This window comes from Mesorhizobium sp. M0954, assembly GCF_040319155.1.
In the GTDB taxonomy this organism is placed as follows: Bacteria; Pseudomonadota; Alphaproteobacteria; order Rhizobiales; family Rhizobiaceae; genus Mesorhizobium.
Window position 1 is genome coordinate 108,329 of record NZ_JAMYNR010000010.1, and the last position, 26,007, is coordinate 134,335.

The 26,007-nt window shown below is 63.1% G+C and carries 25 protein-coding genes, 1 other RNA gene and 1 pseudogene; 17 read left to right on the forward strand and 10 right to left on the reverse strand.

The window, feature by feature from the left end; all coding sequences use genetic code 11:
• The first annotated feature begins 52 nt into the window (after nucleotides 1-52).
• Nucleotides 53-4,174 (forward strand): AsmA family protein, encoded by a 4,122-nt coding sequence (locus NKH93_RS15895; RefSeq protein WP_352919503.1) that lies wholly within the window; start codon nucleotides 53-55, stop codon nucleotides 4,172-4,174.
• An 11-nt stretch (nucleotides 4,175-4,185) separates the two neighbouring features.
• Here the strand turns inward: NKH93_RS15895 and NKH93_RS15900 are convergent.
• Nucleotides 4,186-4,491, reverse strand: a pseudogene (locus NKH93_RS15900) (MarR family winged helix-turn-helix transcriptional regulator); the annotation flags it as partial.
• An 86-nt stretch (nucleotides 4,492-4,577) separates the two neighbouring features.
• On the opposite strand from NKH93_RS15900, the gene NKH93_RS15905 reads away from it, so the two are divergent.
• A complete protein-coding gene (locus NKH93_RS15905; protein ID WP_352919500.1) occupies nucleotides 4,578-4,901 on the forward strand; it encodes a hypothetical protein in 324 nt (107 codons plus the stop codon).
• Here the strand turns inward: NKH93_RS15905 and NKH93_RS15910 are convergent.
• From NKH93_RS15910 to NKH93_RS15925, 4 genes are all read right to left on the reverse strand, one after another.
• Nucleotides 4,865-5,086, reverse strand: a complete 222-nt coding sequence (locus tag NKH93_RS15910; protein WP_352539555.1) for a ribbon-helix-helix domain-containing protein — start codon at nucleotides 5,084-5,086, stop codon at nucleotides 4,865-4,867. The genes NKH93_RS15905 and NKH93_RS15910 overlap by 37 nt on opposite strands.
• Nucleotides 5,087-5,106: 20 nt before the next feature.
• A complete protein-coding gene (locus tag NKH93_RS15915) occupies nucleotides 5,107-5,310 on the reverse strand; it encodes a DUF4169 family protein (protein ID WP_023676708.1) in 204 nt (67 codons plus the stop codon).
• 18 nt (nucleotides 5,311-5,328) lie between these two features.
• A complete protein-coding gene (locus tag NKH93_RS15920) occupies nucleotides 5,329-5,865 on the reverse strand; it encodes an SspB family protein (protein ID WP_023676707.1) in 537 nt (178 codons plus the stop codon).
• A gap of 134 nt (nucleotides 5,866-5,999) precedes the next feature.
• Entirely contained in the window at nucleotides 6,000-6,689 is a 690-nt protein-coding gene (locus tag NKH93_RS15925) for a TetR/AcrR family transcriptional regulator (protein ID WP_352919497.1), read from the reverse strand.
• Between the two features lie 168 nt (nucleotides 6,690-6,857).
• Between NKH93_RS15925 and NKH93_RS15930 the strand changes: the two genes are divergently transcribed.
• Together NKH93_RS15930 and NKH93_RS15935 are read left to right on the forward strand one after the other, a co-directional pair.
• Nucleotides 6,858-8,063, forward strand: a complete 1,206-nt coding sequence (locus tag NKH93_RS15930; protein ID WP_023676705.1) for a multidrug effflux MFS transporter — start codon at nucleotides 6,858-6,860, stop codon at nucleotides 8,061-8,063.
• Nucleotides 8,064-8,164: 101 nt separating this feature from the next.
• On the forward strand, nucleotides 8,165-9,100 hold the full coding sequence (locus tag NKH93_RS15935; RefSeq protein WP_352471607.1) for a LysR family transcriptional regulator: 936 nt from the start codon (nucleotides 8,165-8,167) through the stop codon (nucleotides 9,098-9,100).
• Here the strand turns inward: NKH93_RS15935 and NKH93_RS15940 are convergent.
• Nucleotides 9,054-9,794: an SDR family oxidoreductase gene (locus NKH93_RS15940; protein ID WP_352501027.1), complete on the reverse strand. Its 741-nt coding sequence runs from the start codon at nucleotides 9,792-9,794 to the stop codon at nucleotides 9,054-9,056. The two genes, NKH93_RS15935 and NKH93_RS15940, sit on opposite strands and share 47 nt — an antisense overlap.
• A gap of 405 nt (nucleotides 9,795-10,199) precedes the next feature.
• On the opposite strand from NKH93_RS15940, the gene NKH93_RS15945 reads away from it, so the two are divergent.
• Nucleotides 10,200-11,990 (forward strand): acetolactate synthase 3 large subunit, encoded by a 1,791-nt coding sequence (locus tag NKH93_RS15945; RefSeq protein ID WP_352919493.1) that lies wholly within the window; start codon nucleotides 10,200-10,202, stop codon nucleotides 11,988-11,990.
• Nucleotides 11,991-12,088: 98 nt separating this feature from the next.
• Here the strand turns inward: NKH93_RS15945 and ssrA are convergent.
• Nucleotides 12,089-12,444, reverse strand: a transfer-messenger RNA (tmRNA) gene (ssrA, locus tag NKH93_RS15950).
• Between the two features lie 161 nt (nucleotides 12,445-12,605).
• Between ssrA and NKH93_RS15955 the strand changes: the two genes are divergently transcribed.
• The 6 genes from NKH93_RS15955 (at nucleotide 12,606) to NKH93_RS15980 (ending at nucleotide 17,154) form a co-directional block, all read left to right on the forward strand.
• Entirely contained in the window at nucleotides 12,606-12,917 is a 312-nt protein-coding gene (locus NKH93_RS15955; RefSeq protein ID WP_023676702.1) for a DUF2853 family protein, read from the forward strand.
• Between the two features lie 113 nt (nucleotides 12,918-13,030).
• Nucleotides 13,031-13,825 (forward strand): thymidylate synthase, encoded by a 795-nt coding sequence (locus NKH93_RS15960; RefSeq protein ID WP_352471610.1) that lies wholly within the window; start codon nucleotides 13,031-13,033, stop codon nucleotides 13,823-13,825.
• Nucleotides 13,826-14,110: 285 nt separating this feature from the next.
• Nucleotides 14,111-14,902, forward strand: a complete 792-nt coding sequence (gene modA, locus NKH93_RS15965) for a molybdate ABC transporter substrate-binding protein (protein WP_352831166.1) — start codon at nucleotides 14,111-14,113, stop codon at nucleotides 14,900-14,902.
• Between the two features lie 15 nt (nucleotides 14,903-14,917).
• Nucleotides 14,918-15,622: a molybdate ABC transporter permease subunit gene (modB, locus tag NKH93_RS15970; RefSeq protein ID WP_352831164.1), complete on the forward strand. Its 705-nt coding sequence runs from the start codon at nucleotides 14,918-14,920 to the stop codon at nucleotides 15,620-15,622.
• Nucleotides 15,619-16,731: a molybdenum ABC transporter ATP-binding protein gene (modC, locus tag NKH93_RS15975; protein WP_352850177.1), complete on the forward strand. Its 1,113-nt coding sequence runs from the start codon at nucleotides 15,619-15,621 to the stop codon at nucleotides 16,729-16,731. Before modB ends, modC begins: the two co-directional genes overlap by 4 nt.
• Before the next feature lie 81 nt (nucleotides 16,732-16,812).
• The gene (locus tag NKH93_RS15980) at nucleotides 16,813-17,154 is read left to right on the forward strand and encodes a winged helix-turn-helix domain-containing protein (RefSeq protein ID WP_023676697.1); all 342 of its coding nucleotides are present in this window, start codon (nucleotides 16,813-16,815) and stop codon (nucleotides 17,152-17,154) included.
• A 33-nt stretch (nucleotides 17,155-17,187) separates the two neighbouring features.
• Here NKH93_RS15980 and cobF read toward each other — a convergent pair whose 3' ends face one another.
• Nucleotides 17,188-17,961 carry a precorrin-6A synthase (deacetylating) gene (gene cobF, locus NKH93_RS15985; RefSeq protein WP_352539563.1) on the reverse strand — a complete coding sequence of 258 codons (774 nt, stop codon included), beginning with the start codon at nucleotides 17,959-17,961 and terminating at the stop codon, nucleotides 17,188-17,190.
• 141 nt (nucleotides 17,962-18,102) lie between these two features.
• Between cobF and NKH93_RS15990 the strand changes: the two genes are divergently transcribed.
• The 5 genes from NKH93_RS15990 (at nucleotide 18,103) to NKH93_RS16010 (ending at nucleotide 23,512) form a co-directional block, all read left to right on the forward strand.
• Nucleotides 18,103-19,113, forward strand: coding sequence for a DUF4424 domain-containing protein (locus NKH93_RS15990; RefSeq protein WP_352471617.1), 1,011 nt, complete (start codon nucleotides 18,103-18,105; stop codon nucleotides 19,111-19,113).
• The gene (locus tag NKH93_RS15995; protein WP_352471618.1) at nucleotides 19,113-19,631 is read left to right on the forward strand and encodes a dihydrofolate reductase; all 519 of its coding nucleotides are present in this window, start codon (nucleotides 19,113-19,115) and stop codon (nucleotides 19,629-19,631) included. Before NKH93_RS15990 ends, NKH93_RS15995 begins: the two co-directional genes overlap by 1 nt.
• 161 nt (nucleotides 19,632-19,792) lie before the next feature.
• A complete protein-coding gene (gene hflK, locus NKH93_RS16000) occupies nucleotides 19,793-20,887 on the forward strand; it encodes an FtsH protease activity modulator HflK (protein ID WP_352471619.1) in 1,095 nt (364 codons plus the stop codon).
• A complete protein-coding gene (gene hflC, locus NKH93_RS16005; RefSeq protein ID WP_352471620.1) occupies nucleotides 20,887-21,849 on the forward strand; it encodes a protease modulator HflC in 963 nt (320 codons plus the stop codon). Before hflK ends, hflC begins: the two co-directional genes overlap by 1 nt.
• A 145-nt stretch (nucleotides 21,850-21,994) precedes the next feature.
• A complete protein-coding gene (locus tag NKH93_RS16010; protein WP_352919492.1) occupies nucleotides 21,995-23,512 on the forward strand; it encodes a DegQ family serine endoprotease in 1,518 nt (505 codons plus the stop codon).
• A 46-nt stretch (nucleotides 23,513-23,558) separates the two neighbouring features.
• On the opposite strand, the gene NKH93_RS16015 is transcribed toward NKH93_RS16010, so the two are convergent.
• Entirely contained in the window at nucleotides 23,559-24,131 is a 573-nt protein-coding gene (locus tag NKH93_RS16015) for a GNAT family N-acetyltransferase (protein WP_352831160.1), read from the reverse strand.
• Entirely contained in the window at nucleotides 24,128-25,015 is an 888-nt protein-coding gene (gene serB / locus NKH93_RS16020; RefSeq protein ID WP_352820445.1) for a phosphoserine phosphatase SerB, read from the reverse strand. Before serB ends, NKH93_RS16015 begins: the two co-directional genes overlap by 4 nt.
• Between serB and miaA the strand changes: the two genes are divergently transcribed.
• Entirely contained in the window at nucleotides 25,005-25,973 is a 969-nt protein-coding gene (gene miaA, locus NKH93_RS16025) for a tRNA (adenosine(37)-N6)-dimethylallyltransferase MiaA (protein ID WP_352820466.1), read from the forward strand. The two genes, serB and miaA, sit on opposite strands and share 11 nt — an antisense overlap.
• Nucleotides 25,974-26,007: the final 34 nt, after the last annotated feature.

The window sequence follows — 26,007 nt, forward strand, 5'->3', positions numbered from 1 at the left end:
ACGCTGATGCGGGTAGAGTGCCACTGACTTTCAATCAACTATCCAGGAGTTTATGCTCGCACGCCTGTTCGTGATCTTCGGTGGGCTTCTCGTGCTGGTGCTGTGTGCGGCGCTGGTGGTGCCGTACTTTGTCGACTGGACAGGTTACCGTGCCGATTTCGAGCGCGAGGCCAGTGCCGTCCTGGGCCGCAAGGTGACCGTGCGAGGCGATGCGACGGCAAGGCTGTTGCCGTTCCCCTCGGTGACCTTTTCCAACGTCGCCGTTGCCGGTGGCCCTAACGGCCAGCCGGCGATGACCGTCGAAACTTTTTCGATGGATGCAGAACTCGCGCCATTCCTGCGCGGCGAGGTGCTGATCTTCGACATGCGCCTAGTGCGGCCGAAGGCGACGATTGACATCGCCGCCGACGGCACGGTCGACTGGACGATACGGCCGTCCTCGCCCTTCGATCCCGGCCAGATCTCCATCGAGAAGCTGACGGTGACGGAAGGACAGATCGCGCTCAGCCACGCCGCCGGCGGGCGCAGCCATCTTATTTCCGAGATCAACTCGACGATCTCGGCCAAGTCGCTGGCCGGCCCCTGGCGGCTGGACGGCTCGCTGTTGCTGGACGGGTTGCGGACCACGATCGCCGCTTCCACCGGCAAGGCCGAACCGGACGGGCAAATGCGGCTCAGGCTCAAGGCCGATCCGGACGCCTATCCGCTGGTCATCGAGACCGACGGCAATGTGGGCCTCGTCGAGGGCGCCGCCGTCTATTCGGGCCAGTTCAAGATATCGGGCGCAGACCAGACTGCGGCGCGGCAGCTGGGCACCGGCGGCGAGGCGCTGAAAGTCAGCGCCGGCAAACCGGACCCGGGCTTCAGGCTGAACGGCAAGTTTTCGCTCGACCACCAGAAGCTCGGCGTCGACGAATTCCGCTTCGAGACCGGGCCGCGCGACAATCCCTACACTGCCGACGGCAAGGCTGCGGTCGACCTTGGGCTGAAGCCGCATTTCTCGATCGAGGCCAATGGCGCGCAGGTGCAGTTCGACGAGGCCGTGGGGGCGGCGGCCGGTGCCGGATTGACGCTGTCCGAGCGGGTGGCGGCGCTGGAGCAGGCGCTGCTCGACCTGCCGAAGCCGACCATACCGGGCACGGTCGAGGTTAAACTGCCGGCGGTGGTGGCAGGCGATACCACCGTTCGCGACGTGCACCTGTCCGCCGAGCCAGCCGAGGGCGGCTGGGCGGTAAAATCGCTGGCCGCCACGCTGCCCGGCCGCGCCAAGCTGGAAGCCAACGGCATGGTCAGCGTCGAGGACCATTTCGGTTTCACCGGATCGCTGCTTCTGGCGGTGGCGCAGCCCTCCGGCTTCGCCGCATGGCTGTCGAAGGACGTCGACGAGGCGATCCGCCGCTTGCCGGCCGCCGGCTTCAAGGCCAAGGTGGATTTGAGCGAGAAGCACCAGGCCTTCAGCGATCTCGAACTCATCCTCGGCAAGGCGAAGTTCTCCGGCCGCATCGATTCCAGCCAGCCCGACGACACAAGGCCATCGGTGCTGATGCAACTGGAAGGTGGCGAACTCGATGTCGACGGGCTCGCCGCCTTCGCCTCGATCTTCGTCAGCGACAAGGGCGCCAACCGCTTTTCCGACCGCGACCTCGATTTCCAGATCAAGGCCGGGCCGGTCAGCGCCGGCGGGTTGACCGCCGATAGCGTCGACACCGCGCTTAGATTGCGCGAGGGGCTGCTTGAGATCGACCGACTGTCGGTCGGCGGACTTGCCGGCGCCTCGATCAGCGCCACCGGCCGGATCAAGGATTTCCCGGCGAGCCCGACCGGCAAGCTCGACGCCTCGGTGGTCGCCGTCGACCTCAAGCCGCTGATCGACGTCGCCGTCCAGCATTATCCCGGCAATGCAGTGCTGAAGGGCCTGGCGGAGCGTGCTGCTGCCTATCCCGAGCTGTTCCAGGATGCGCGTATCGATGCGGTCACGAGTGCCGCAGACAATGGCGATGGTACGACCGGACTGGCAATGAGCGCACAGGGCAAGGCCGGTGGCTCGGCCTTTTCGGCGTCGTTATCCGGCAAAGGGGCGCTCGACCGGCCTCTCGAAGCGCCGGTGACGCTGACCTTCAACGCAAGGAATGCCGACGCCACGGCGCTGCTGGCGCTTTACGGTTTGCCGGCGCTGCCACTCGGCATGCTCGGCGAGGCGACCACCGAGGTCTCGGCCAAAGGCACGCTTGGCGGTGGCCTGGCGACACGATTCAGCCTGGCCGGCAACGACTTCAAAGCTGGTTTCGACGGGACAATTGCCGACACGGCTCAAGGCGCGGCCGCCAAGGGCAAGGTCAGCCTTGAAACGGCCGACATCGAGCCATGGCTGATGACGACCGGCGTTGGCCTGCCCGGCATGGGCACCGGCATGTCGACGTCGCTTGCAGCCGATGCCGATTACGGCAATGGTCTCCTGGTGCTGAGCGGCCTCAGCGGCGCCGTCAACGAAGCGGCGGTCTCCGGTGACGTAAATATCGACATCAAAGAGGGGCTGCCGCATCTTGCCGGCGCGCTGTCGCTGGACGAGCTGGACCTCGATCCGATGGCGGTGATGCTGTTCGGCGACCAGGCCTTCCTTGTCAATGACAGGACCTGGCCGACAGCACCGTTCAGCCAGAAATCCAGTCTGCCATTTACCGCCGATCTCGATCTGACGGCGGCGTCGCTTGCCGCCGGCCCGCTTGCCACCGCCTATGACGCTGCGCTGTCGCTGCAGCTCGACCAGGAGGGCATCCGCGTTTCCGACCTCAAGGCAAAGTTCCTCGGCGGCGCGTTGACTGGCCTGTTCGAGCTCAAGAACAATGACGGCACCGGGCTTTTCTCCAGTCAGATGAAACTCGCCGGCGCCGATCTGGTAGCCGTGCTGCCGGAGGCCGGCATCAGCGGAAGCGGCGAGTTCTCGACGGCGCTTTCGACCAGCGGCAAATCGGTCGACGCGATGGTTGCGGCGCTGTCCGGTTCCGGCACGGCGACGCTGAAGGGCATGACTATTGCCGGCTTCAATCCCGATGCCTTTGGCGCATTCATTGCCAAGGCCGACGCGATAGGGCGCGATATCGACGCGTCGAAGACCGCCGGCTTTGTGCCGCAGATCGCCGCGGCGGGCAGTTTTCCGGCGCAGGACACCGATATTGCCTTCACCATCGCCGGCGGCACGCTGAGGGCGCCGCCGGTCAAATTCGAAAGCCCGGGCGCGACGCTGTCCGCCGACATCACCGCCGATCTGAACACCAGCACCGTCGATGCCAAGGGCGAGATCGCCTACCGGCCCGGCGATGAGGCGCTGGTCGGCTCCGAACCGATTTTGAATTTCAGCGTCGACGGGCCGTTTGGCGCCACCAAACGGCAGTTCGACAGCGAGCCGCTGGCACAGTTCCTGACCCAGCGTGCGCTGGAAAAGGAGCAGCAGCGGGTCGAAGCCATGCAAGCCGCACTGCTCGAGAAACAAAGGCTGCGGCGTGAGGTGCGCTACTACGCTGCGCTGCAAACCGAGCGTGAAAGAGCGGCGGAGGAACTGCGCAGGCAACAGGAAGCAGCGCGGCTGAAGGCCGAGGCCGACGCCAAGGCAAAGGCCGAAGCCGAGGCTCAGGCCCAGGCCGAAGCCGAGGCGAGGGCGCAGGCTGAAGCCAAGGCGAAGGCTGAAGCGGACGCCAAGGCACAGGCGGATGCGGAGGCGAGGGCGCAGGCTGAGGCCAAAGCGAAAGCTGAAGCGGACGCCAAGGCAAAGGCCGAAGCTGAGGCGCAGGCCCAAGCCGAAGCGGAGGCCAGGGCGCAGGCTGAAGCCAAGGCAAAGGCGGATGCAGCGGCGAAAGCCGAAGCCGAGGCCAGGGCGAAAGCCGAGGCGGCTGCAAAGGCCGCAGCGGATGCCGAAGCCAAAGCCAAGGCGGCGCAACAGGCTGCCGAGGAAGCAGCGCAGGCCGAAGAACAGCAACGCCAGAGGGCGGAAGAGGCGTTGCGGATCGCCTCGGAAGAGAAGGCAAGGCTCGACGCCGAACGCAAGGCCGCGGCGGAGCGCGCGGAACGGGAGCCACCGGCCGCAAACAACGTGCCACCGCCAGTGCAGCCCCCGCCAAAGCTCAAGCTCGATCCCTCGTCGATCGACGATCTGCTGAAATCGCTGAATGGCGGGTGACGGCGCATCCCTTATGTGTCGCCTCCAGCAAGCAAGCGCTTCAGCATCGGCTCGATCCGCCCGAGTTCGTCGAGATGAGCGGCTGACAGATCGGCGAGACTGTCGTCGGCGCGCTCGGTCAGCCGCAGCAGCACGCGGCGGTGGTCCTCCTCGTCGTGGTCCCTCGCGACCAGCCCGGCTTCGCAAAGACGGTTGACCAATTCCACTGCGCTGTGATGGCGGATGCGCAGGCGCTCCGCGAGGTCGCCAATGGTCACTGGCCCTCCGCCGGGGAACCCTTTGATTGCAAGCAGGGCCTGATGCTGGCGTGGTGTCACCAACATCGCTCGTGCCCGCCATCCTCGGTGGCACGGCCGGCGACCCATCCGCAAGTCGGCACGCCGCCAGAAAGCAAGGTCTGCAAATGAAGTCCGATCACGCCAACCCCGGCCATCTGCGCGATTTTACCACCGATGCCCGGGTGCTGCTCATTGCCGGCATAGCGGTGGTGGTTGCGACGGCGGGGTTGTTTGCCGGCATTGCCCTCTTGAAGCTGATCCGGCTTGCCACGAACATCGCCTATTTTGGCCAGTTCACGCTCGCCGACCTGAAACTGCAGGATACGCTGCTTGGCAGGCCGAAGAACGCGACCGCTCGGCTTTGCTGGGCTTCCGTATCCGGCGCAGGAAACAGGATAGCGTTGCCTGAAGGCTACAACTTGCTGCGCTTGGCCCAATCCAGCACATAGAGCCGGAGCGCCGAGGAGAGATTGGCATCCCGCGGACGGCTCTCGTCGATTTCGGCGACAAGGGCGGCGAGCGTCAGTTTTCGCACGGCCGCGATGGCGACCAGGTCGTCGTAAAAAGGCTTTTCGAGCGAATAGCTGGTGCGGTGGCCGCGAATGGTGACCGAGCGCTTTTCCACCGGGCTCACGAGACGATCCTACTCACACTTCAAGCATCGGATTTGTCCGAATCGCCCGAATTTTCGCGGCGATGGCCGGCGACGAATTTATCGGCCTTGTCGGCGATCAGGCGGTCGCGATCCCGGCTGGGTTTGGAACGGCCATGCAGCGCCCGGTTCTGTTCGGCCAGGCGCTCCTTCTCGGCTCGCGCCTTCTGCTTGCGTGCCTGACGGAGATTGACGATCTCGGCCATGTCACGCCGCCCGTCCGGTCACTTCTTGCGGAAGGCGTCAAGCGACACCACGTCGGCGCCCTTGGCGCCGGCGTCGGCCGCGGCAGGCTTCTTTTCCGCCTCGGCGGTTTTCTTCTTCGTCTCGGGCTTTTTCTCGGCGACGATGGCCAGCGGTTCGGGAGCAGGCTTGGCCTTTGTCTCCTGTTCCGCCGGGGTATCGGTCTTGACGTCGAATTCGAGCTCGAAGTTGACGGACGGGTCGTAAAAGCCGCGTACGGCCGAGAACGGGATTTCCAGTTTCTCCGGCACGTCGGAAAACGACAGCCCGACCTCAAAGCCGGTGTCGCTCACCTTCAGGTCCCAATACTGGAACTGGATGACGATGGTCATCTGTTCGGGATAGCGCTCGCGCAGCCGCGACGACACGCGCACGCCCGGCGCGCCGGTGAGAAAGGTGATGAAGAAATGATGGTTGCCCGGGAGACCGGTGCGCGCGACTTCGGCCAGGACCTTGCGCATGACGCCGCGCAACGCCTCCTGGGCCAGAATGTCGTAGCGGATGTGGTCGTCGGCCATGTGGCTGTCGGGTTCCGTTGAATCGTCCTGATAGCTGTAATCAAGCTTGAGCGCGGCGTAAACCGGATATAGATCGCCGGCGTGCGGAAGCGAAGCCCATTGGCGACGATTTGATCGCCAAACGGCTTTGATCGTCAAGCGCTGGCGAGCGCGCCCTGATTGCTCGCCCGGGCCATAGGCTGCCGCTTGCCGAAGGCGCGCAGGAAGGTGCGCACGCCATTTGTCGCCGATTGCACCACCTCGTCCTCGGTCGGTGTGCCGCCGAGCATGAATGTCGTCTGCAACTCGGCATTGGCAAGCGCCATGAACTGGCGCGCTGCGACATCGGGATCGTCGATGTCAAGGAAGCCGGCATGAGCGAGGCGGGCGAAGCGGGCGGCGATCGCCGGCCATGTCCTGCCCGGTCCTTCTTCGCGCCATTCGGCGAACAACTCGGGATAGCGCCCGCCCTCGGTCTGGATCAGCTTGCGCAGGAATTTGCCGTCGCGGTTGCAGATGCAGTTGTGGTTCATCCGCACAGCAAAGGCGATGAGGTCGGCCTCGAGATCCTTCGGCTGATCGGGAAAAGTGGAAATCGTGGCAAAGATGCCGGCATTGCAACGTTCGGTGAGGTCGCGGACGATGGCAACGAAGAGTTTTTCCTTGTCGCCGTGATGATTGTAGATGGTCTGGCGGGAGACGCCGGCCTCGGCGGCAATCATGTCGATATTGGCACCGGCAAAGCTTTCGCGGCAGAAGACCGAGGCGGCGGCATCGACAATCGATATGCGCTTGGCCTCGTGGCCCCGCGGCGGGAAAATGTCAGGAGAGACGTTGGCCTTCATGCAAAACTATATAGAGGTGGTTGACGAATTAGACAAGCCTGTCTAAATTTGTGGACTTGCACGAAGGGGGTTTCGTTCCGCAGAAGAGTCGGAACTCCACGGGATGGAACGTCCTGGGGTTACACGCCGGTCCTCGGCGGCAACCAGAATTCGAAAGAGCCTGCTACCATGAACGCCAAATTCCTCCGCATTGCGGTCGTGCTCGGCCTATTGTCCGCGATCGGCCCGTTTGCCATCGACATGTATCTTCCGGCCCTGCCTTCAATCGGTGAGGATCTGCATGCCGGCACTGCCGCGGTGCAGATGAGCCTGCTGATCTTCTTTCTTTCCATGGGCTTCGGCCAGATCGTCGTCGGACCGATCTCCGACATGGTCGGCCGTAAGCTGCCACTCTACGGCGGCCTGGCGCTGTTCATGGTCGGCGGCGTCGGCTCGGCGCTGGCTCCCTCGATCGAATGGCTGATCGCCTTCCGCTTCCTGCAAGGGCTCGGCGCCAGCGCCGGCATGGCCGTGCCGCGCGCGATCGTGCGCGATCTGCATACCGGCACCGAGGCCGCCAAGCTGATGTCGCTGCTGATGCTTGTGTTTTCGGTGTCGCCGATCCTGGCACCGCTGACCGGTAGCCAGATCATCGAGAATTTCGGCTGGCGCGCCGTGTTCTGGACGGTGACGGGCGCGGCCGTGCTCGCCACCATCCTGCTGGCGACCTCGCTCAAGGAGACACGGCCGGTCGAGGAGCGCGCCGGGTCGTCCTTCGGGACGGCACTTTCCGGCTACCGCTTCCTGATGGGTGACCGCAACTTCCTTGGCCTGACGGCCATCGCCGGCTTCGGCATTGCGAGCTTCTTCGTCTATCTGTCGAGCTCGTCCTTCATCCTGATCGACCATTATGGCTTGTCGCCTTCGGTCTACAGCGTGTTCTTCTCGATCAATGCGGTTGCCTTTATCGGCATGTCGCAGCTGACCGGGTTGCTGTCGGAGCGGTTCGGGCTGCAGCGCGTGGTGCGCGTCGCGGTGACCGGCTATGCGACGACGATGGTGGTGCTGTTCGCGGTGATGGCATCGGGTGTCGACCGGCTCGACGTGATGGCGGCGCTGCTGTTCATCGGCTATGGCTTTCTCGGCCTGGTCATCCCGACGACGTCGGTGCTGGCCATGGAAGAGCATGGCGAGATCGCCGGTACCGCGTCGGCGCTGATGGGCACGCTGCACTTCGCCATCGGCGCGGTCGCCATGGGCGTCGCCGGCGTGTTTTTCGACGGCACGCCGCTGCCGATGGTGGCGGGCATCACGCTCTGCGCGGCGATCTCCTTCACACTGGCCAAAATAACGCTCGGCCGCAGCCGGGACGTCGCGGAAGCGCCGGCGGAGTAAACTTCGCTTATCGAGACAAAAAGGCCGGCCGATGTTCCCGGCCTTTTCACGTTTGCGGTCCCGGTTCAAAGCAGTCTATGCCTATATGACGGGTTCAGGACATGCAGCTTCGACATCTCAAAACCTTCGTAGCGGTCGCCACCACTTTGAACATCACACGCGCCTCCGAGCGGGTTCATCTTGCCCAATCGAGCGTGACCGAACAGATCCAGGCGCTGGAAAGCGATCTAGGCACGTCGCTGTTCGACAGATCACGGCGTGGCTTGAAGCTGACGGCGGCGGGACAACGCCTGCTGGACTATGCAAACGATCTCCTCGACCTCGCGGACGAAGCCCGTTCCGCAGTCGCCGACGCGAGCGGCACGGTTGCCGGTCGCCTGACTGTCGGCGGCCTGGAGACGCTTTGCTCGACACGCTTGCCAGCTGTGCTGGCGGAATTCCATCGGCGCCATCCCGATGTGGAACTGAACCTCAGGGCGGACGATAGCAGTGGGTTGCGTGCCGGCGTGACAAGCGGGGCGCTGGACGTATCTTTCCATTTCGGAGCCGTCCCGGCGGCGGCGCCGGAGCTGCGAAGCGAGCAAGTGGCATTAGAAGAGCTCGTCACCATAATGCCGGCAAATCACCGGTTGGCCGGATATTCTGCCATAACGCCCGACGATCTGGCCGACGAGGCCTTCCTCGTCACCCAGCCCGGTTGCGTCTATAGGCGGATGTTCGACGAAACGTTTGCCGCAACATTGCCTGACCGTCCAAAACTCGTCGGCGAGTTCGCCAGCATGGGCGCGATACGGAGCCTTGTTGAAGGCGGTCTTGGATGCGCGCTGGTCCCGCGTCTGGTGGCTTCCGCGGCTGACGCCAATATCGTCGTGCTGCCCTGGGTCGGAAGCAGCCCGGTGACGCCGGTCACCATGGTATGGCGCCACCGGCGCATTCAAGCGCCGGTGCTGCGGCTGTTCCTTGCAATGGTCCGCGAAATTTTGGCCATCGCTAGACCAGTCGCTGGCCACCATCGACATGAAGCACGGTTCCGGTGATGAAGCCGTTGTGCATGAGGGACGTGATGGCTTGGGCAATGTCGGCTGCCTGGCCGATCCGGCCGACGAGCAGACGCTTTGCCATGGCGTCCAGCGCGGCTGTCTTTCCGCTGCCGACGACGGCATCCCAAATCGGCGTGTCGACCCAGCCGGGCGAAACGACGTTGACGCGGATCGGCGCCAGTTCGACGGCAAGCGCGTAGGCGAGTGAGCCAAGTGCCCCATTAACGGCTGCCACCACCGAGCCTTTCGCCGCCGGACGATAGGCGGCGATGCCCGAGGTCAGCGTGATCGATCCCCCGGGCGTCAGACGAGGCGCGCCATGTTTGGCAAGAAGAAGCGGTCCGACGACTTTGGAATCCATCACTTTGCGCGCCACCGAGATATCCATCTCGGGAAGCAACACATAGACGCCGGTAACGTCGGCGGCGGTCGAGACGATGTGGTCGAGCGTGCCGACATCCTGGAACAGGCGCTGGACCTCGTCCTCGCTTGTGACGTCGGCTGCGATCGTCCTCAGCCTTTCCGGGTGAGGCAAGCGCTGCCGTGCGGCCGACAACCGGTCCTCGGAGCGGCCGACGATCGTAACCTCGGCGCCGGCGGCAAGCTGCTGTTCGGCCAGCGACAGCCCCATGCCGGAACTGCCGCCAACGATCAGGATGCGTTCGTGTTTTGGTGTGGTTTCCTGGTTCATCTTATCTCTCCATGAGGCAGCTCGCCGGGCATGACCACACGCGGCGAGAAACTGAGGCCTTGTCCCGCAAAGGCGTGGAAGAAGGGAAACGGGAAGAAACGAATACTGCCATCGGAGGTTCCGATGATGGGAGGCCCTTGGGCTTTCGCCTCAGCCTGAGACGCCTCAGCCTGAGACGTTGACGATGCGCGATTTTCTGTGTAGCAGCGATCATCATGAAGATCGCAATGGTTCTTGCAGTGGTAGGAAAGCGCACGGGCAGGATGGTGTAACCATCCGGCGACAGCCACCCGTGCGCGACAAACAGGCTCCCGACGGGGCCTTTTTTTATGCCCGAAATTCTTCTTACGCCCGATTTCGGCGATGCCCCGTCAGCCCATCCTCATCACGCTACGGGACAGAACCATGACAAGCGATAATTCCATTCAGCATACGAGCAACCGCATGACAGGAGCGGAGATCGTTCTCCGCGCACTCAAAGACAATGGTGTGGAGCATATTTTCGGCTATCCCGGCGCGGCCATATTGCCGATCTACGACAAGATATTCCAGCAGGACGACATCAAGCATATCCTCGTGCGCCACGAACAGGGCGCCGGCCATGCCGCGGAGGGTTATGCCCGGTCCACGGGCAAGGTCGGCGTGATGCTGGTCACATCAGGCCCAGGCACGACGAATGCCGTGACGCCCCTGCAGGACGCGCTGATGGATTCAGTGCCGATCGTCTGTCTGTCCGGACAAGTGCCGACAACATTGATCGGCTCCGATGCCTTTCAGGAATGTGACACGATTGGCATCACGCGATCCTGCACCAAGCACAACTCTTTGGTCAAAGACGTCAATGACCTGGCGTCAGCAATCCATACGGCGTTCCACATCGCCCGGTCGGGGCGACCGGGGCCTGTTCTCGTCGACATGCCAAAGGACGTTCTGTTTGCGTCCGGCGTGTATACGCCGCCATCGGGTGTTGCTGCGCTGAAAAATTATCAACCGAAGCTTCAGGGTGATATCGGCAAGATCGGCCAGGCGATAGCACTGATGGCCAATGCCAGCCGTCCCGTTATCTATGCCGGCGGCGGCATCGTCAATTCCGGCCCGGAAGCATCGAGATTGCTCAGGGAGCTGGTTCAACTGACCGATTTTCCGGTCACCTCGACGCTTATGGGCCTTGGAGCTTACCCCGCCTCCGGCAAAAACTGGCTCAAGATGGTCGGCCTGCATGGTTCCTATGAGGCGAACATGGCGATGCACGATTGCGACGTCATGATCTGTATCGGCGCGCGCTTCGATGACCGCGTGACCTCGCGTGTGGATGCTTTTTCGCCGAACTCCAGCAAGATCCATATCGATATAGATCCGTCCTCGATCAACAAGAACGTCCACGTCGATATCGGCATACAAGGCGATGTCGGCAATGTTCTGGATGACATGGTTCGTCTATGGCGCGCATTGCCTCAGAAACCGGATGGAGGCCGCCTCCAGGACTGGTGGAGAAGGATCGTCGGCTGGCGCGCACGCAATTCATTCTCCTACGAGATGAACAAGGATGTGATCATGCCGCAATATGCGGTGCAGCGTCTCTACGCGCTGACGAAGGATCGCGACACATACATCACCACTGAAGTGGGCCAGCATCAGATGTGGGCGGCCCAATTCTACGGCTTGGAAAAGCCGAACCGCTGGATGAGTTCGGGCGGCCTCGGGACGATGGGCTACGGCCTGCCGGCGGCGCTGGGCGTGCAGATCGCACATCCGGACAGCCTCGTCATCGATATCGCCGGCGACGCATCGGTTCAGATGACCATGAAAGAGATGTCGACGGCAGTCCAGTACGACGCGCCGATCAAGGTCTTCATCCTGAACAACGGATATATGGGCATGGTTCGCCAGTGGCAGCAAATTCTCCACGGCAACCGCCTCGCGCATTCCTATTCCGAGGCTTTGCCCGATTTTATCAAATTGGCCGAGGCGTTCGGAGCGGTCGGCCTGCGCTGCGACAAACCAGCCGACCTTGATGATGCGATCCAGGAAATGATCGATGTGGACCGGCCGGTGCTCCTTGACTGTCGTGTTGCCAAGCTCGCCAATTGTTTTCCGATGATCAGGACGGGCAGGGCGCACAATGAGATGTCACATGAGGCTGCCGACGAGACCTTTGGCAGCGCGATCGAAACGATCAGCCAGGGACTGGTATGAACGCAGCGGCGCCAAGGCGTATCAGGGCGTAAAAAGCCCAGGCCCGCAGCTGCACATATCGGGCGAGCCTGCGGCTGCGCATATCAAAAAGGGGGAGAAATGGAGGTTTCTGTTGCCAGGTACCTCCGAACCCCGCCTAGAAGTGCGAACCACTAGGGCTTGAATTGAAGCTATCGCACCGCTTACGCGGCGAGACGTGCTTCCGCATAGTTGTCGTTGGCAACTATAAGTTTAGCCCGATAACGGTGGTACAATGCCGGGCAAAAGTACGATCTTTACACCTTCGTCGATCCTATTTCGCCCCCAGCAAAAGCCGCTCCTGAGCAGCGGTTTTTGGTGGAGGCGCCGGGTACCGCCCCCGGGTCCGAACGGCTTATTTCATCGCCTGTTTATCGCCATAGTCGGTCGAGCCGACGAAGCGAATATAGAGACTGGCGGTGGAAAATGAAAGGCCGGAATGCCACTTTCGTCCGTGCCAAAGTGGATCATGAAGGGTTGACTTGCAGCCGGTCTCAACCGAAGCTTTGTGGCGGTGAGGAGACCTAGCGCATACTTGCGGCAGCGCGCCACAATCCTCATCGACCGGATCCCGTGGCGCCGACGAGGGGAATTTCGATGGCCGATTATCTCGCAGACGTAAAGAAGTATGATGCGGCGGCGGATGCCGACGCGGTCGCCAAGATCGTCAAGCATCTGGGCATCGCGCTCAGGAACCGCGATTCCTCGCTAGTGTCCTGCACCGACCCGGAGGAACTGAAGCGCGTCAGGAACAGCTGGGTCGCCGGCAAGCTCGGCGTCACCGACGGTGCCAAGGCGGATGCGGCTATCGAAAAGACCTGCAAGGCTATGGCGGCCGACAACAGCAAGAGCCGGGTGACATTCTATTACCTCGTCGCCAAGGATCTGGGCATGCTCGGCTCGCTCTGAGCAACCTCGCCGCCGGTGCTGGTGAGACTTCTGCTGGAATCGTCTCGCTTTGCTGTGTTCGGCCGACGGTCATTCGGCTATGATGGCTGACAACCCGAATCGGACCGGAGCCGATGCGCCAGTATCTCGACCTTCTGAAGCATGTGCTGGAAAACGGCGCTGATCGCGGCGACCGCACGGGCACCGGAACGCGCTCGGTATTCGGCTACCAGATGCGCTTCGACCTGGCCCGCGGCTTTCCGGTCACCACCACCAAGAAGCTGCACCTGAAGTCGATCATCCACGAACTTTTGTGGTTCCTGGCCGGCGACACCAACATCAAATATCTCAACGATCACGGCGTCTCGATCTGGGATGAGTGGGCCGACGAGAACGGCGATCTCGGCCCGGTCTATGGCAAACAATGGCGGTCGTGGCCGGACGGCCATGGCGGCGCTATCGACCAGATTGCGAATCTTCTGAAGGAGATACGCAAAAATCCTAATTCGCGGCGGCTGATCGTTTCGGCGTGGAACCCGGCCGAGGTGGAGGCCATGGCCTTGCCGCCCTGCCACTGCCTGTTCCAGTTCTATGTTTCGGAAGGCAAGCTTTCCTGCCAGCTCTACCAGCGTTCGGGCGATATCTTTCTCGGTGTGCCGTTCAACATCGCTTCCTATGCGTTGCTGACGCTGATGGTGGCGCAGGTGACCGGATTGAAACCCGGCGATTTCATCCACACGCTCGGCGACGCGCATCTTTACTCGAACCATTTCGAGCAGGCGCGCGAACAATTGCGGCGCACGCCCAAGGCGTTGCCGACGCTGTGGATCAATCCCGAGGTGAAGGATCTCTTTGCCTTCCGCTTCGAGGATTTCCAGCTCGAGAACTATTTCGCCGACGCGACGATCAAGGCGCCGATCGCGGTCTAGCACCATACCTGACCATCCATATCGAAATTGCCTACTGCGGCTGCGCCTTCGGGCCTTGTCAGCATCAATCTCGATCGGCCGACGTCGACTTGACGCGCAATCCGGGTCGCTGATTTTCATGTGAATATTTCCTTCGGCCTCGGTGCCGCTGTATCCAACGAAGATTATCGCAGGCCGGGAAAACCTCAGCTCAGAATGCCGTAGGCGGTAAAGAGCCTTTCCTTGTTATGTTCACATGGATATATCGATGGACGGCTTCGGGCGTTCCGAGACGAGGAGAGTTTCATGCTGGCGCGCAAAGGTTCGACGACGATTGCCATCGCGGGTCTCGCCGCCATGCTGATGGCCGCGGTGCCGGCGGCCCATGCCGATGACAAGGTGGTCGTGTTTGCCGCGGCGAGCCTGAAGGACGGGCTCGATGCCGTCAACAAGGCCTGCGAGGCCGATGTCGGCGAGGCGGCGACCATTTCCTACGCGGCGAGCTCGGCGCTGGCCAGGCAGATTGAAAGCGGCGCGCCAGCAGACCTGTTCATCTCGGCCGATCTCGACTGGATGAAATATCTTGCCGACAGGAAGCTGACCAAGCCCGAAACCGAAGTGAAACTGCTCGGTAACCAGATCGTTCTGGTTGCGCCACGGGATTCCAAGGTTGAAACCAGGATCGAAAAGGGTTTCGATCTTGCCAAGCTCGTCGGTGACGGCAAACTTGCCATGGGCGATGTCAAAGCTGTGCCGGCAGGCAAATACGGCAAGGCAGCCCTCGAATCGCTCGGTGCCTGGTCTTCGGTCGAAGGCAAGGTGGCGCAGGCCGAGAATGTCCGCGCCGCCCTAAAGCTGGTGTCGACCGGCGAGGCAGCACTCGGCATCGTCTACGCCACGGATGCGCATGCGGAGCCTGGCGTGAAGGTGGTCGGCACTTTCCCCGCGGGTACCCATCCGCCGATCATCTATCCAGTCGCCCAGCTTGCGGATTCGAAGAGCAGGGATACTCCGGCATTCCTGAAATGCCTGCAATCCGCCAAGGCTGGCGAACTCTTCAAGGCGCAAGGTTTTACAATCCTCGCGCCGAGCAACTGACGTACGGCACCGCACATGAACTGGCTGCTGGATCTCGCTCCCGACGAATGGAATGCGGTCCAGCTGTCGATCAAGGTGGCGACCGTGGCGATGATTGCCAGCCTGCCGCCAGGCATCCTGATCGCTCTTGTGCTTGCCCGCGGCCAGTTCTGGGGCAAGACGCTGCTCAATGGTCTGGTGCATCTGCCGCTGATCGTGCCGCCGGTGGTGACCGGCTATTTGCTGCTGTTGACTTTCGGCAAGCGTGGTCCGGCCGGCGCTTTCCTGGCCGAACATTTCGGGATCGTTTTTTCCTTCCGCTGGACTGGCGCCGCGCTCGCCTGCGGCGTGATGGGCTTTCCGCTGATGGTGCGGGCCATCCGGCTGTCGATCGAGGCCGTCGACCGCAAAATCGAGGCGGCCGCCGGCACGCTCGGCGCCAATCCGCTATGGGTATTCGGCACGATCACGCTGCCGCTGATCCTGCCCGGGCTGATCGCCGGTGCGATCCTCTCCTTCGCCAAGGCGATGGGCGAATTCGGCGCGACGATCACCTTTGTCTCCAACATTCCGAACGAGACGCAGACGCTACCGTCGGCGATCTACACTTTCACGCAGGTTCCCGGCGGCGACGCCGGCGCGCTCAGGCTGACGCTGATCTCGATCGTCATCTCGATGGCGGCACTTGTTGCCTCGGAAGTGCTGGCGCGGCGTGTCGGCCGGCGGATGGACATCGAATGACGGTTCAGGTCGACATCAGCCACCGGCTTGGCGATTTCATCGTCAATGCCCGTTTCGAAAGCGCCGGGCGGCTGACTGCGCTGTTCGGGCCTTCCGGCTCCGGAAAGACGACGCTGATCAATTTGATTGCCGGGCTGATCCGCCCCGACAAAGGTCGCATCGCGGCCGAGGGCCGCGTGCTGGTTGATAGCGATGCCGGTCTGTTCGTGCCGAAGCACAAACGGCGGATCGGCATGGTGTTCCAGGATGCGCGGCTGTTTCCGCATATGAGCGTGGCGAGCAATCTGCGCTATGGCCGCTGGTTCACGCCGGCTGCCGAGCGTTACGCCGATATCAATGCTGTGGTCGAACTGCTCGGGATCGGCCATTTGCTCGATCGGCGGCCGGCAAAACTCTCCGGTGGCGAGAAGCAGCGCGTGGCAATCGGCAGGGCGCTGCTTGCCAGTCCGAAATTGCTGCTGATGGACGAGCCGCTGGCGTCGCTCGATGAGCGGCGCAAGGCCGAGATCTTGCCTTACATCGAGCGGCTGCGCGACGAGACGAAAATTCCGATCGTCTATGTCAGCCACTCGATCGCCGAAGTGGCGCGGCTGGCGAGCGACGTCGTGGTGCTGATGCAAGGAAAGGTCGCCGCTTCCGGTCCGACCGGTGCGATCATGCAGCGTCTGGATCTATTGCCGGCCGAAGAGCGCGGCGAGGGCGGTGGCGTGCTGGATACCGCGGTTCTGCGCCACGACGAAGCCTTTGGCATGACGGTGCTAGGCTCATTGGCGGGCGAGATCCGGGTGCCGCTTCTGGCAACGCCAGTCGGTGCGCCGGTGCGCGTCCGCATCCGTGCCCGCGACGTGATGATCGCCACCGAGCAGCCGGTTGGCCTCAGCGCGCTCAACATATTGCCGGGCACGATCGTGGCGATAGAGCCGGGCGAAGGGCCCACGGTCGAGATCGGCATCGACTGCAATGGCGCAACCGTGCTTGCCCGCATCACCGAACAGTCGCGGCAGACACTGGAGCTTCGGCTTGGTCGACAGGTCTTCGCCGTGGTCAAGACGGTGAGCTTCGACCGGGCGAATACCGGCGCCGGCCTGCCCGCCGAGGCGGATGAGTGAACGGCCGATGATTCGCTATATCGTTTTGGAATAGCGGTATCGCCGCGGAACTTGTAGAATAGCGTGACCGCGGAGGAGCAAATGCCGTCGCTGAGTTTGCGGATAAATCTCGATCCAGATGGCCGCATCGGACCGGGCAAGATCGAGCTTCTGGAACAGATCGCCGCCTTCGGCTCGATTTCGGCCGCGGCACGCGGCATGGAGATGTCCTACAAGCACGCCTGGGATCTGGTCGAAGACATGAACCGCGTGTTCGGCAAGCCGCTGGTTGCGGCACAGACGGGCGGCAAAAAAGGCGGTGGCGCCCAGTTGACGTCGGTCGGGCTTGCTGTGGTCAGCCGCTTCCGCGCGATCGAGCGGGCTGCGTCTTCAGCAGCGGCGGCGCATATGGAGGCGCTGCAGGCCGAGATCGACGCAGCGTGACGCCGGCGGAATTCATGCCGCGTGTGATCCCTGTTACTTCTTAGGCTCGCCCGGCTTGCGCAGCAGATAGGTGTCCATGATCCAGCCTTTTTTCCGGCGGGCCTGCTCACGGGTGGTCACGATCTTGTCGCCGACGTCGCCAATCCGGCCCGAGATGACGATCTCGTCAGGCGTCCCGAGATAGGCGCCCCAGTGAACGGTGACGTCGTTGTCGTCCAGCGTGTTGAAGGCGCATTTGCCGTCCAGCATGACGATGGTGCTGCCGGCGTTTTCGGGCAGACCTTCCTCGGCGAGCCGGCGGCCGGTGGTGATCAAAATGGCGTCGCCGATCCGGTTCAATGCCATTTTGTGGCTGGCTGCGAGTGCCTGGATGGCGGTGATGCCAGGGACGACCTCCAGCTCGAACGCTACATTGCCTCTGAGGCGCACGCGCTCGAGGATGCGCAGCGCACTGTCGTAGAGCGACGGATCGCCCCAGATCAGGAAGGCGCCGCAGCCATCTTCAGGGAGTTCGTCGCGGATCAGGCCTTCGTAGATCGCGGCGATCGCCTCGTGCCAGTCGTCGACGGTCGAGCGGTAGGAAGGCGCCGGCTCGGCGCGCACCGGCACGTCGAATTCGACACGGCGCGAGTTCGGATTAATGACGAAGCGGTCGCAGATCTGGCGGCGCAATTCGGCGAGATCGTTCTTCTTGGCGCCCTTGTCGGGAATGAACAGCACGTCGGCCCGATTGAGACCGTTAATGGCCTGGACCGTCATGTGCTCCGGATTGCCGGCGCCGATGCCGATGACGAGAAGCTTGCGCATGGGCGAACTCCTGCCCGATCGGGACCGGCGTGTCCAGACCGACACGACATGCCGGCAGGCGCCGGCGCATTTGCCGAAAGGCTTTGAAACGCCACATTGAACAGCTAGAGTCATGTTGGCATTCTCGCCGGGGGAGTTTCCATGTTCCGTTACGTCCTGACCGCAGCCTTGGCGCTCTCGGCTACGCCTGCGCTCGCCAATGATTCGGTCGCCGAACTCGGCACCGGTGGGCTGATTCTTTCGCGCAGCGATGCGGTGGCGATGGAAAGCGAGGATCTCTACATCTCGCCGGAAAAAGTGATGGTCGATTACGTCTTCCGCAACAATACCGACAAGGATGTCGATGCGATCGTCGCCTTTCCGATGCCCGACATCGAAGGCGACCCCGAAGAAATACCAGCGATTCCGGAGGCGCAGAGCGACAATTTCCTCGGCTTCGAAGTGACGATCGACGGGGAGCCGGCAAAGCCGCAGCTCGAGCAGAAGGTGTTCGCGCTCGGCATCGACATCGGCGCTGACCTGAAGGCGCAGGGCGTGCCGTTCTATCCGTTCGGCGATGCGGCCAAGGCAGCGCTGGCAAAGCTGCCGCAAGCGGTCGCCGACGACTGGGTCAACCGCGGCATCATCATCGAGGACACTGCTGACGACGGTTCGGGCATGAAGACCGTCTATACGCCGTTCTGGCAATTGCGCTCGACCTATTGGTGGCGCTCGACGTTTCCGGCCAACAAGGCGGTCCATGTCTCGCATCGCTACAAGCCGAGCGTCGGCGGCACCTCCTCGGTCAGCTTCTTCTATGACGGCCAGTTCCAGGGTCAGTATGCCGCCTACAAGACACGCTACTGCATGGACGATGCCTTCGAGAATGCCGTGCGCAAGGCAGCCAAGGACGATCCCGACGGCTACCCCAAATATTTCGAGAACCGCATCGCCTATATCCTGACCACGGGCGGCAACTGGGCGTCGGGAAACATCGGCAGTTTCAAGCTGACCGTCGACAAGGGCGATGCGAAGAACCTGGTCTCGTTTTGCGGCGAAAACGTCAGGAAGATCGGACCGACGACGTTCGAGATGAAGGCGCAGAACTTCTACCCCGAGCATGACATCGACATATTGCTGCTGGAGCCGTCGGATGGCGGAAACGGCGGCTGATGGACCTCGCGCTTTATGTCGCCATCGCCGAGAACGGCGTGATCGGGCGCGAGGGTGGGTTGCCGTGGCGGCTGTCCACCGATCTCAAGCGGTTCAAAGCCGATACGATGGGCAAGCCCATCATCATGGGCCGCAAGACCTATGAAGGCATCGGCCGCCCATTGCCGGGCAGGCTCAACATCGTGGTGACACGAGACAAGGCATGGCGCGCCGAGGGCGTCGAAGTCGCGCACTCGATCGAGGACGCAATCGCGCTGGCGACGGTGCGCGGGCGCTGCATGGCCGGCGCCGACGAGATCTGCGTCATCGGCGGCGGCGAAATCTACGCTCAGGCGCTGCCGTTGGCCGATCGGCTGCACGTGACCCATGTTCTGGCCGCGGTCGACGGCGATGCCCATTTCCCGCCGATCGATCCGGCGCTGTGGCGGATCGTCCGCTCGCAGGAGGTGGAGGCTGGCGAAAAGGACAGCCATGCGACACGCTATTCGGTTTACGAGCGGCGCCGCGACGTGCATTGAAGGCGACAAAGGGGTCGCGACAGGTCTAGATGGACCCAAAGGCGGACAGTGGCGGCAGCCGATCGCGTTGAAAGCGTGCCGTCGCATCCCTATAGAAGAATAATATTGGATTTTGCGCCGGTGAGCCGGCGCTTGAGGGAATTCCAAGCGAAAGGACATTCATGCCCTGGAACGACAAGAGCGGCGGCGGCGGCCCGTGGGGCGGCGGCAACAATCAGGGGCCTTGGGGTCAGGGACCAAAAGGACCCAGCGGCCCGCAGGGCTCGCCTCCCGATCTCGAGGATATCATCCGGCGCGGGCAGGACCGGTTGCGGCGCGCGCTGCCGGGCGGCGGTGGCGCGAGCCCTGCCGTGTTCGGGCTGATTGCCGCGGCGCTGGTGGTGCTATGGGCGTTCAAGGCAGTGTACACCGTCCAGCCAGATGAAGTTGCGGTGGAGCTCAGGTTCGGCAAGCCGAAGGCGGAGCTGTCGCAGCCGGGCCTGCATTTCCATTGGTGGCCCATCGAAACGGTCGAGACCGCTAACATCGCCGAGCAGCTTGTCAGCATCGGCGGCGGCAGCACCAGCGGCGATGGCCTGATGCTTTCCGGCGACCAGAACATCGTCAACGTGCAATTCTCGGTGGCCTATCAGGTTTCCGACCCGAAGGCCTATCTGTTCGACGTGTCCGACCCGGGCGGCATGCTGCAGCAGGTCGCCGAAAGCGCGATGCGCGAAGCGGTCGGCCGGCGCCCGGCGCAGGACATTTTCCGCGACGACCGGCAAGGCATTGCGGCGTCGGTGCGTGAGATCATCCAGACGACGCTGGACGGCTACAAGGCCGGCCTCAACGTCAACGCAATTTCCATCGAGGACGCCGCGCCGCCGCGCGAGGTGGCAGACGCGTTCGACGAGGTGCAGCGGGCCGAACAGGACGAGGACAAGTTCGTCGAGCAGGCCAATCAGTATTCCAATCAGAAGCTCGGCCAGGCGCGCGGTGCGGCCGCACAGATCCGCGAAGACGCGGCCGCCTACAAGAACCGGGTCGTGCAGGAGGCCGAAGGCGAGGCGCAGCGCTTCATCTCGGTCTATGACGAATATGCAAAGGCGCCGGAAGTGACGCGCAAGCGGCTCTACCTGGAGACGATGGAGAGGGTGCTGAAGGATTCGAGCAAGGTCATCGTCGAGCAAGGCAACGGGCAAGGGGTGGTTCCCTACCTGCCGCTGCCGGCATTGCAGCAGAAGGCGCCGGCACCGGCCACCGGAGGAAACCAGTGATGGCCAACCGTCTTCCCGTCATTGCGGTCATCGCCGCGGTCATCCTGTTCCTGCTCTATTCGTCGGTCTTCGTCGTCAATGCGCGCCAGCAGGCGCTGGTGCTCAGGTTCGGCGAAATCGTCGACGTCAAGAACCAGCCGGGCATCTATTTCAAGGCGCCATTCTCCTTCTTCGATGCCGACACCGTCCAGCTGATCGAAAACAGGGTCCTGCGCTTCGACCTCGACAACATCCGTGTCCAGGTTTCGGGCGGCAAATTCTATGAGGTCGATGCCTTTATCGCCTATCGTATCTCGGACCCGCGTGTGTTCCGCGCCGCGGTTTCCGGCCAGATCGAACTGGCCGAGGCCCGGCTGAGGACGCGTCTCGACGCTGCCTTGCGCCGCGTCTACGGCCTGCGCGACTTCGAGGCGGCACTCTCGGAAGAGCGCGCCGTGATGATGCGCGAGGTGCGCGATCAGCTGAGGCCTGATGCCACCTCGCTTGGCCTGCAGATCGAGGATGTCCGCATCCGCCGCACCGATCTCACGGCCGAAGTCTCGCAGCAGACCTTCGACCGCATGAAGGCCGAACGTCTCGCCGAAGCCGAGCGGCTGAGGGCGCGCGGCAACGAGGCAGCGCAGCGGATCAGGGCTCGCGCCGACCGCGAAGTGGTCGAAATCGTCGCCGAAGCGCAGAAAGAGTCTGAAATCCTGCGCGGTGAAGGTGAAGCCCAGCGCAGCGCGACGTTTGCCGGGGCCTATCAGCGCGATCCGGCCTTCTTCGATTTCTACCGGTCGATGAATGCCTATGGCACGGCGCTGAACAGCGCAGGAACGACGATGGTGCTGTCGCCGAATTCCGAGTTCTTCCGCTTCTTCCGCGACCCGGACAGCAAGGAAACGCCTGCGGCACCGGCGGCACCACCGCCAGCACCTGCCGCTCCCGCGCCACCGGCGGCTCAGCCAAGCACCGGCCAGTAGGGCCGGTGCAGGGATAGCCGGCGTAACAGAGGATTTATTCTCTGGCGGTAGCCATAGCCGCAAACGTGCCTTATTTCTTGCCAACATGACGCGACGCGGCGTTTTTTGCCGAAGCGCTTTTTTCAGAACACCCGGAGGCCTTTCGATGACATCCACCACCCTTCTGCGTGCAGCGAGGCGGACGTTCATCGCCGGGGCCGCTGCGCTTCTGGTCGGCGGCGTTGCCGTTCCGTCGTTCGTGGCGCCGACGATGGCAGCCGACGGGCCGCCCTCGGTTGCCGATCTCGCCGCCGGCCTGCTTGGCGCCGTGGTCAACATCTCGACGTCGCAGACTGTTAAAGGCACTGAGGGGCCGGGCGCAGTGCCGATGCCGCAGCTGCCGGAGGGCTCGCCCTTCCAGGACTTCTTCGACGATTTCTTCAAGAACCGTGGCGGCGACAAGGGCGGCGGCGGGCAAAAGGTGCAGTCGCTGGGCTCCGGCTTCGTGGTCGACGCCGAGCAGGGCATCGTGGTGACCAACAACCACGTCATTGCCGATGCCGACGACATCGAGGTGAATTTCTCCGATGGGGTGACGCTCAAGGCGACGCTGGTCGGCACCGACACCAAGACCGATGTCGCGGTGCTGAAGGTCGATCCGAAAGGGCACAAGCTGACGGCGGTGAAGTTCGGCGATTCCAACACGATGCGTGTCGGCGACTGGGTGATGGCGATCGGCAATCCGTTCGGTCTCGGCGGCACGGTGACGGTCGGCATCGTCTCGGCACGCAATCGCGACATCAATTCCGGCCCGTATGACGACTTCATCCAGACCGATGCCGCGATCAACCGCGGCAATTCCGGCGGACCGCTGTTCAACAGCAGCGGCGAGGTCATCGGCATCAACACGGCAATCATCTCGCCATCGGGCGGCTCGATCGGCATCGGCTTCTCGATCCCGTCGCAGCTTGCCTCGGGCGTCGTCGACCAGCTTCGCCAGTTCGGCGAGACGCGGCGCGGCTGGCTCGGCGTGCGCATCCAGCCGGTGACCGACGACATTGCCGAAAGCCTGGGCATGGCGACCGCCAAGGGCGCGTTGGTCGCCGGCGTTATCAAGGGCGGGCCGGTCGACAACGGCACCATCCAGGCCGGCGACGTCATCATCAAGTTCGACGGCAAGGACATCCATGAAATGCGCGACCTGCCACGCGTCGTGGCGGAGAGCCCGGTCGGCAAGGCGGTCGACGTGATCATCGTGCGCAAAGGGGTCGAGCAGACCGTCAAGGTGACGCTCGGCCGGCTCGAGGACGGCGAAAAGCTTGCCAGCGGCGGTGAAAACGGCAACGCCGACCAGGACGATGCCGACAAGGCGCCTGCGGTTTCGACGGCTGCCGTGCTCGGCATGACGATCGGCGAGCTCAATGAGGAGACGCGCACGAAATTCGGCATCGCCGCCGACGTCTCCGGAGTCGTCGTGACCGACGTCTCCAAGGATTCGGCGGCTGCCGAACGCGGCATCCAGCCGGGCGAGGTGATCACCGAGATCGCGCAGGAATCGGTCGCCACGCCCAAGGATGTCATGGACCGGATCGGCGCGCTGAAGGAGCAGGGGCGCAAGAACGCGCTTTTGATGCTGGCGTCGAAGACCGGCGAGCTGCGGTTCGTTACGATCCGGATGGATTGAGTCCGGAAGAGCCTGCAACGCTCTGATGTTAAAAGGAAAAGGGCGGCTAGCGGGCCGCTTTTTTTCTTGCCTGCCAGTCTGTGCGTGACAGCCTGTAGAAGACATGTCGCCTGAGTGCGGTGTGGCTGTCCGGAACACCGGGATGGTCGAAATCGGAGGCGGGGTCGGCGATCATGCCCAGGCGCTCCATGACGCCAGTGGACCGGCTGTTATCCTTGACTGCGAAGGACACGATTTCGTCGAGGCCAAGTCTTTCAAAGCCATAGGTGAGCCAGGCTTCGGCTGCTTCGGTGACATAGCCGCGGCCCCAGAATTCGGGTGCCAGCCGCCAGCCGATCTCGATCGTGCCGCGCGGCAGGAATGGCAAATGATCGGTTCCGGTTATGCCGACGAAGCCGATGCATTCACCTGTGGCTGCGATCTCAGCGGCCGCGAAGCCGAAGCCGTCGCGATCGATAGCCGCGCGCAACTCCTCCATCTTGGCGTCAGCCTGGGCGCGGTCGCGGCGAAACGGAAAGAATTCCATGACCAACTCGTCGGAATTGATGCGATGGAAGAGCTCGCGGTCACGATCTCCCCAGTTGCGCAGGATCAGGCGCTCGGTGCGGATCGGCGTCATTCGACAAATTCCTTCCGGCGATAACCCTGCAGATAAAGCAAGGCGGTGAGGTCGCCGTGGTCGATACGGATCTTTGCCTCGGCTGCCACGGCCGGCTTGGCATGCAAGGCGACGCCGATCCCGGCAAGACGGATCATGTCGAGATCGTTGGCGCCGTCACCGACGGCAATGGCATCGGCAGGCGTCAGGCCGAGGCCGGCGGAAATCTCGATAAGGGCTTCGGCCTTGGCGGCGCGGCCGAGGATCGGTTCGGCGACCAGGCCGGTGAAGCGGCGATCCTGCTCGATCAGGCGGTTGGCGCGATTTTCGTGAAAGCCGAGCAATGCTGCGATGCGGGTGGTGAAGATGTCGAAACCACCGGAGATCAGGGCCGTCCAGGCGCCATTGGCCGCCATTGTCTGGACGAGCGTGCGGCCGCCGGAGGCTAGCGTCAGGCGATTGTCGATGATGCGGTCGATGATTGCGGCATCGAGACCCTTGAGCAGCGCCACGCGCTCGCGCAAGGCCGGCTCGAATGCGATCTCGCCGTTCATCGATCGCGCCGTGATGGCGGCGACGCGATCCTTGACGCCGATCTCGTCGGCAAGCTCGTCGATGCATTCCTGGTCGATCATCGTCGAATCCATGTCGGCGATCAGGATCTTCTTGCGCCTGTTCTCGGCCGGCTGGACGGCCACGTCGATCGGTTCGGAAGCCAGCGCGGCACGCAGGCGCGCCGTTATTTCGGAAGCGTCGGCGGTCTCCGGCAAGTCGAGCTCGCAGGCGATGCCTTCGGCCAGCCAGCGAACAGCGCTTGCGCCGACCGACCGCGAGGCCATATTCGCTAGCGTCGGCGTCAATGCGCGGCCGGCGGGATGGGATAGAAGCGTGGCGATCAGCGGCATCGAAAATTCCAGCGGACGGGCGGGCGGCGGCCGCCTGAAGAACGCGATCCTGATAGCCGGGCCGACCGCCAGCGGCAAGTCGGCGCTCGCACTCGACCTCGCCGAGCGCAATGGCGGTGTCATCGTCAACACCGATTCCATGCAAGGCTATTCGGTGCTCGACGTGCTGACGGCGCGGCCTGGTCCTGCCGAACTCGCCCGCGTCCCCCACTTTCTTTATGGACACGTCGATCCGTCCACCGCCTATTCAACCGGCGCCTGGTTGCGTGATGTCATAAAGCTGATCGACGACGGCACGCTTTCGGAGCGGCCAGTGATTTTCGTCGGCGGAACCGGGCTTTATTTCCGGGCGCTCACGGAAGGTATCTCGGAGATGCCCGACATTCCGAAGTCGATCCGCGACCGCTGGCGCTACGAGCTCCAGGAACAGGGCGCAGTGAGATTGCACCGCATCCTGTTGCGCGAGGATTCTGCGGCCGGCATGATGCTGAAGCCGACGGATGGCCAGCGCATCGTGCGGGCGCTGGAGGTGCTCGACGCGTCGGGCCGTTCCATCCTGGACTGGCAGGCCGCGCGTGGCCGGCCGTTGATCGACGGGAGCAGCGCGCGTTTTTTCGTCATCGAGCCGGAGCGAGCGGCTCTGGTGGAGCGGATCGATGCCCGCTTCGACCGCATGCTGGATGAGGGGGCACTGGACGAGGTGAAACAGCTTTCAGCGCTCGGCCTCGATCCCGACCTGCCGGCGATGAAAGCAATCGGTGTTCGCGAGCTTCAGGCCGCGCTGGCCGGCGCCTTCAGTTTTCCCGAGGCCATCGAGCGCGCGAAAATCGCGACGCGGCAATATGCCAAACGGCAGGCGACCTGGTTCAGGCACCAATTGGGCCCGGAATGGCAGAGATTGCGTCCTGATGGGGGGATCGACTCGATGCTCTCACTCCCTCCTTCGAGCGCAACCTGAAAAGTCGACACCGAGGGGACATTTCGCGTTGAAG

Excerpts from the sequence above, each read along its gene's own strand:
- hflC (WP_352471620.1), top strand. The coding sequence starts at position 20,887 with ATGGCCAACCGTCTTCCCGTCATTGCGGTCATCGCCGCGGTCATCCTG.
- NKH93_RS15920 (WP_023676707.1), bottom strand. The coding sequence starts at position 5,865 with ATGGCCGACGACCACATCCGCTACGACATTCTGGCCCAGGAGGCGTTG.
- NKH93_RS15995 (WP_352471618.1), top strand. The coding sequence starts at position 19,113 with ATGGACCTCGCGCTTTATGTCGCCATCGCCGAGAACGGCGTGATCGGG.
- hflK (WP_352471619.1), top strand. The coding sequence starts at position 19,793 with ATGCCCTGGAACGACAAGAGCGGCGGCGGCGGCCCGTGGGGCGGCGGC.
- modA (WP_352831166.1), top strand. The coding sequence starts at position 14,111 with ATGCTGGCGCGCAAAGGTTCGACGACGATTGCCATCGCGGGTCTCGCC.
- NKH93_RS15940 (WP_352501027.1), bottom strand. The coding sequence starts at position 9,794 with ATGAACCAGGAAACCACACCAAAACACGAACGCATCCTGATCGTTGGC.
- cobF (WP_352539563.1), bottom strand. The coding sequence starts at position 17,961 with ATGCGCAAGCTTCTCGTCATCGGCATCGGCGCCGGCAATCCGGAGCAC.
- NKH93_RS15990 (WP_352471617.1), top strand. The coding sequence starts at position 18,103 with ATGTTCCGTTACGTCCTGACCGCAGCCTTGGCGCTCTCGGCTACGCCT.
- modB (WP_352831164.1), top strand. The coding sequence starts at position 14,918 with ATGAACTGGCTGCTGGATCTCGCTCCCGACGAATGGAATGCGGTCCAG.
- NKH93_RS15925 (WP_352919497.1), bottom strand. The coding sequence starts at position 6,689 with ATGAAGGCCAACGTCTCTCCTGACATTTTCCCGCCGCGGGGCCACGAG.
- NKH93_RS16010 (WP_352919492.1), top strand. The coding sequence starts at position 21,995 with ATGACATCCACCACCCTTCTGCGTGCAGCGAGGCGGACGTTCATCGCC.
- NKH93_RS15930 (WP_023676705.1), top strand. The coding sequence starts at position 6,858 with ATGAACGCCAAATTCCTCCGCATTGCGGTCGTGCTCGGCCTATTGTCC.
- NKH93_RS15945 (WP_352919493.1), top strand. The coding sequence starts at position 10,200 with ATGACAAGCGATAATTCCATTCAGCATACGAGCAACCGCATGACAGGA.
- NKH93_RS15905 (WP_352919500.1), top strand. The coding sequence starts at position 4,578 with ATGAAGTCCGATCACGCCAACCCCGGCCATCTGCGCGATTTTACCACC.
- NKH93_RS15980 (WP_023676697.1), top strand. The coding sequence starts at position 16,813 with ATGCCGTCGCTGAGTTTGCGGATAAATCTCGATCCAGATGGCCGCATC.
- NKH93_RS15935 (WP_352471607.1), top strand. The coding sequence starts at position 8,165 with ATGCAGCTTCGACATCTCAAAACCTTCGTAGCGGTCGCCACCACTTTG.
- NKH93_RS16015 (WP_352831160.1), bottom strand. The coding sequence starts at position 24,131 with ATGACGCCGATCCGCACCGAGCGCCTGATCCTGCGCAACTGGGGAGAT.
- NKH93_RS15955 (WP_023676702.1), top strand. The coding sequence starts at position 12,606 with ATGGCCGATTATCTCGCAGACGTAAAGAAGTATGATGCGGCGGCGGAT.
- modC (WP_352850177.1), top strand. The coding sequence starts at position 15,619 with ATGACGGTTCAGGTCGACATCAGCCACCGGCTTGGCGATTTCATCGTC.
- NKH93_RS15960 (WP_352471610.1), top strand. The coding sequence starts at position 13,031 with ATGCGCCAGTATCTCGACCTTCTGAAGCATGTGCTGGAAAACGGCGCT.
- NKH93_RS15895 (WP_352919503.1), top strand. The coding sequence starts at position 53 with ATGCTCGCACGCCTGTTCGTGATCTTCGGTGGGCTTCTCGTGCTGGTG.
- NKH93_RS15915 (WP_023676708.1), bottom strand. The coding sequence starts at position 5,310 with ATGGCCGAGATCGTCAATCTCCGTCAGGCACGCAAGCAGAAGGCGCGA.
- serB (WP_352820445.1), bottom strand. The coding sequence starts at position 25,015 with ATGCCGCTGATCGCCACGCTTCTATCCCATCCCGCCGGCCGCGCATTG.